This is a genomic window from Myxococcus sp. AM009, assembly GCF_013372605.1.
Classification (GTDB): domain Bacteria; phylum Myxococcota; class Myxococcia; order Myxococcales; family Myxococcaceae; genus Myxococcus; species Myxococcus vastator.
In genome coordinates this window covers 1-5510 of record NZ_JABXEP010000277.1, presented here as the reverse complement: position 1 = coordinate 5510, position 5510 = coordinate 1, and the positions used below count along the sequence as shown (strand labels likewise).

Here is a 5510-nt window from a genome sequence, read left to right as displayed (position 1 = left end):
GGGGTACGTGGGGAGGCCGGAGCTGACGGCGGAGCGCTTCGTGCCCTCGCCGTTTGGGGACGGAGCGCGGCTGTACCGGACGGGGGACGAGGTGCGGTGGCAGGAGGGTGGGCTGCTGGAGTTCCTGGGCCGGCGGGACACGCAGGTGAAGGTGAGGGGTTACCGGATTGAGTTGGGGGAGGTGGAGGAGGCGCTGAAGCAGCACGCGCAGGTGAAGGAAGCGGCAGCGGTGGTGAGGGGGGAGGGGCAGGAGAAGCGGGTGGAGGCGTACGTGGTGGCGCCTGGAGCGGACGCCGCGGCGCTGAAGGAGGCGGTGAGGCAGAGGTTGCCGGAGTACATGGTGCCGTCAGCGGTGGTGGTGTTGGAGGCGTTGCCGCTGACGCCCAATGGCAAGGTCGACCGCAAGGCGCTCCTGGCCTCGGAGGCAGGCGTCCCCGAGCAGCGACAGCACATCGCGCCGCGCACGCCCACCGAGCAGCAGCTCAGCCACCTGTGGTGCGCGGTCCTGGGCTTGAAGCAGGTCAGCGCCGACGCTGACTTCTTCGAACTGGGCGGTCACTCCTTGCTGGCGACTCAGCTCATCGCGCACATTCGCTCGGAGTTCGGTGTGGAGCTGCCGCTGCGTACGCTCTTCGCCTCGCCCACGCTCGACGCACTGGCGCGGCAAATCGAAGAGGCAGCGCGGGCCGCGATACCCCTGAGTGCGCCAGCGATGACGCCGGCGGCTCGAACGGGCGCATTGCCCGTGTCGTTCGCCCAGCAGCGGCTCTGGTTCATCGACCAGCTTCATCCGGGCAGCGCCGTCTACAACGTCCCCATCGCGCTGCGCATCGAAGGCACGCTGAACGTGGCCGCGCTGCAGCGCGCGTTCTCGGCCCTTGTCGCGCGGCATGAGACGCTGCGCACAACGTTTTCCTCTCACGAAGGCGAACCCGTTCAGGTCATCTCGCCGGCCGGGGACTTCGCGCTCGAGATCGAGGACTTGAGCGCGCTCCCTGAAGCGGAGCGCGAGACCGACTTCCGCGGGCGAGCAATCCGCGAGTCCTTGCGGCCCTTCTCACTGGAGCGAGGTCCCCTGGTCCGCGCGCTCCTGTCTCGGCTGTCGCCGGAGACACACGCCCTGGTGTTGGTGCTGCATCACATCGTCTCGGATGGTTGGTCCCTGGGCGTGCTGGTCCGCGAAATGGGGGCGCTCTACTCCGCCTTCCAGGAGGGGCGCCCGCCCGGGTTGCCGGAGCTGCCCGTGCAGTACGCGGACTATGCGGTGTGGCAGCGGCAGTGGCTGAGCGGTGCCCCGCTGGACGCACAGCTCGCCTGGTGGCGGCAGCAGTTGTCCGACGCGCCTCCGTTTCTGGACCTCCCCACGGACAAGCCGAGACCCGCGACGCTCTCGCACAGAGGCGCCCTGATGCCGGTTCACCTGTCGCGTTCGTTGTCGGACGCGGTGACGGCGCTCGCCCATGCGGAAGGGGCCACGCCCTTCATGGTGCTGCTGGCGGCCTTCCAGCTCCTGCTGTCGCGCTACTCCGGGCAGGAGGACGTGTTGGTGGGCTCGCCCATCGCGGGGCGCCGGTACCAGGAGACGGAGGGGCTCATCGGCTTCTTCGTCAACACCCTGGTCCTCCGCGCACAGGTCCGGCCCGAGGCCACCTTCCGCGAGCTGCTGGCGCAGGTGCGTGATCGGACGCTCGGCGCCTATGAGCACCAGGACCTTCCCTTCGAGAAGCTGGTGGAGCACCTCCAGCCCGAACGGAACCTGGGGCGGAGTGCGCTCTTCCAGGTCCTGTTCGTGCTGCAGAACGCCCCGGTGGGGCCCTTGTCGCTGCCCGGGCTGTCCGTGAAGCCGATGGGGTTGCTCGACCGGGAGACGGCGCGCTTCGAGCTGTCACTGAGTCTGGGCGAGACACCGGAGGGCTTCGAGGGCGCGCTCCAGTTCAGCACCGACCTCTTCACGGAGGCCACGGCGGCGCGGATGGTGTTCCACCTGGAGCAGGTGCTGAAGGCCGTCACCACGCGGCCCGAATCGCGCCTCTCCGAGATACCGCTGCTGACCGATGCCGAGCGTCATCAGGTGCTGGTGGAATGGAACGACGCGGACCAGGCTTTGCGGTGGGAGGCTGTCCACCGGTGCGTCGAGCACCACGCGGAGCGGACGCCGGAGTCGCCCGCGGTGCGGTGCGAGGAGCGGGAGCTGACGTACCGCCAGTTGGAGGCGCAGGCCAACCAGGTGGCGCACCAGTTGAGGGGGATGGGGGTGGGCGAGGAGGTGCCAGTGGCGCTGTGCCTGGAGCGGGGCGTGGAGTGGGTGGTGGCGATGTTGGGGATTCTGAAGGCGGGAGGCGCGTACGTGCCGCTGGACCCCGCGCAACCAGCGTCCCGCCTGCGCGCGCTGGTGGAAGAGGTGGCCGCGCCGGTGGTGGTGACGCAGGCGCGGCATGCGGCGAATTTCGAGGGGCTGTCGGCGCGCCGGGTGGAGCTGGATGGAGACGCGGCGCGGCTCGAGGCGCAGCCGACGGCAGCGCCGCGGGTAGAGGTGCACCCGGCGCAGCTGGCGTACGTGCTGTTCACGTCCGGAAGCACGGGGCGGCCCAAGGGCGTAGGGGTGTCGCACGGGCAGCTCGCCAACTACGTGGAAGCGGCGAACGCGCGGCTGGGGTTGGCGGAGTGCCGCAGCTTCGCGCTGGTGTCGACGGTGGCGGCGGACCTGGGAAACACGGTGCTGTACGCGGCGCTGTGGACGGGGGGACTGCTGCATGTGCTGACGCAGGAGCGGGCAAGCAGCGCGGCGGGAGCGGAGGCGTACTTCCAGCGGCATGCGGTGGAGTGCTTGAAGGTGGTGCCCTCTCACCTCGCGGCGCTGATGAGTGGCGCAGCGCCCGGGCAGGTGCTGCCGACGAAGCGGCTGGTGGTGGGAGGAGAGGCGGCCTCGTGGAGCCTGCTGGAGCAGGTGGCGGCGTTGGCGCCCGGGTGCGAGGTGCACAACCACTACGGCCCGACGGAGACGACGGTGGGGGTGCTGGCGGGGCGCGTGGAGCTGCCGCGTCGAGCGGAGTCACCCGCGACGGTGCCGTTGGGACGGCCGATGGGCAACACGCGGGTGTACGTGTTGGACGGGAGCCTGCGTCCCGTGCCGGTGGGAGTGGGGGGAGAGTTGTACGTGGGCGGCGCCCAGGTGACCCGAGGGTACCTGGGGCGCCCGGAGTTGACGGCGGAGCGGTACGTGCCGGACCCATACAGTGGGACGGCTGGCGCGAGGCTGTACCGCACGGGAGACAAGGTGCGGTGGTTGGGGGATGGGCGCCTGGAGTTCATCGGGCGGACGGACTTCCAGGTGAAGGTGCGAGGGTTCCGGGTGGAGCCTGGAGAAGTGGCGGCGGTGCTCAGCGCGCATCCCGACGTCCAGGACGCGGTGGTGGTCGCGCGAGAAGACGTGCCTGGCGACAAGCGGCTGGTGGGCTACGCCGTTCGCACGGCCCGGGCTGCTCCGGACATCGCGGCCCTCAGGGCCTTCCTCCAGCAGCGGCTTCCTGGGCACATGGTGCCGTCAGCGCTGGTGGTACTGGAGGCCTTGCCCCTGACGCCCAACGGCAAGGTGGACTGGCGCGCGCTGCCCGTACCGGACGTGTCGGCGCGGGGCTCGGCTCCCGCCTATGAGGCGCCGACTTCCCCCATGGAGGAGACGCTGGCCGCTGTCTGGGCCCACGTCTTGCGGATGGAGCGGGTGGGCCGGGAGGATGACTTCTTCGCGTCGGGTGGACATTCGCTCCTGGCCACGCAGGTGGTGTCGCGCGTGCGCGCGGTCCTGGGCGTAGAGGTCCCGCTGCGGGCCCTCTTCGAGGCGCCCACCTTGAGGTCCTTTGCCCAGCAGGTGGAGCAGGCGACTCGGAGCCAGGCGCTGCCCGCGCTGCGTCCGAGGCCTCGGGGGGACCGGGTGCCGCTGTCATTCGCGCAGCAGCGACTGTGGTTCCTGGATCGGCTGAAGCCGGGCGGCACCGAATACAACGTACCGTATGTGCTGCGGGTGGAGGGGCCCCTGGATGTGTCGGTCCTGGAGCGAGCCCTGTCGGAGTTGGTGCGCCGTCATGACGTCCTGCGGACAACCTTCCCGGAGGAGAGCGGAGCACCTGTCCAGCGCATCGCTTCGCCATCGCCGGTCCACCTCTCCGTGGTCCAGTTGGGTGCTCAGGATGAGTCCGAGGTGCGGCACCGGGTGCGCGCGGAAGTCGACCGCTCATTCGAGCTCGCGCGTGGGCCGCTGCTACGCCCCCTGCTGTTGAAGCAGTCCGAGCAGGCGCACGTCCTCGTGCTGCTGCTGCATCACATTGTCTCGGACGGCTGGTCCGCGAGCGTGCTGCTCCGGGAGTTGGCGGCGCTCTACGACGCTTTCTCGCAAGGGCTGCCGTCACCCTTGCCGGAGCTGCCCGTGCAGTACGCGGACTACTCGCTGTGGCAGCGCGAGTGGTTGAAGGACGAGGTGTTGGAAGCGCAGGTTCGTTACTGGCGCGAGGCGCTGGGGGGCGCGCCGCGATTCCTGGACCTCCCCACGGACAGGCCCCGCCCCGCGGCGCAGACCTTTCGAGGCGGGGTCCAGCGGCAGATGTGGCAGAAGGCGCTGTGGCGGCAAGTAGAGGCGACCGCGCGGCGAGAAGGGGCCACGCCGTTCATGGTGCTGCTGGCGGCGTATCAGACGGTGTTGTGGCGGCTCTCCGGGCAGGACGACATCAGCGTGGGCTTCCCCATCGCGGGTCGCACGCAGGCGGAGACGGAGGGGCTCATCGGCAACTTCGCCAATACCCTGGTGCTGAGGGCCCGCGTACGTCCCGAGCTTTCCTTCCGGGACCTGTTGGCGCAGGTGCGTGAGGTGACCCTGGGCGCCTACGCGCACCAGGACGTCCCGTTCGAGAAGCTGGTGGAGGCACTGCAGCCAGAGCGGGACCTGAGTCGCAGCCCGTTGTTTCAAGTGTCCCTGACACTTCAGAACATGCCTGTGTCCGAAGTGAAGCTGCGACAGGGCTTGTCGCTGACGGTGATGGACGCGGGGATTCAGACGTCGAAGTTCGACCTGTCGATGTTCGTCGTCGAACTGCCGGAAGGTGCCACCGCGTCAATCAATTACAACAGCGACCTGTTCGACGCGAAGACGGCGGAGCGGCTGCTGAAGCAGGTGTCGGTGCTGCTGGAGGCCGCGGTCGCGAATCCGGAGACGCGCCTGGGTGAGCTGCCATTGATGTCAGCCGCCGAGCGTCTGCGATTGGTGGAGGAGTGGAGCGGGCGGCGTGAGGAGTACCCGAGGGACGCGTCGCTGGCGGAGCTGTTCGAAGCGCAGGTGGAGAAGACACCGGGCGCGGTGGCGGTGGAGTGGGCTGGGCAGCAGGTGAGCTACGAGGCGTTGAATCGCCGAGCGAACCAACTGGCACACCACCTGAGGGGGATGGGAGTGGGCCCCGAGGTGCGGGTGGGCGTGTGCGTGGAGCGCTCGCTGGAGTGGGTGGTGAGCGTGTTGGGGGTGC

Annotated in this window: 1 protein-coding gene; it reads left to right on the top strand. The window is 69.5% G+C overall.

The genetic code is table 11. The annotated features are described in order from the left end of the window. A partial coding sequence (locus HV824_RS34685) for a non-ribosomal peptide synthetase (protein ID WP_176425181.1) occupies nucleotides 1-5510 on the top strand: 5510 nt, incomplete at both ends.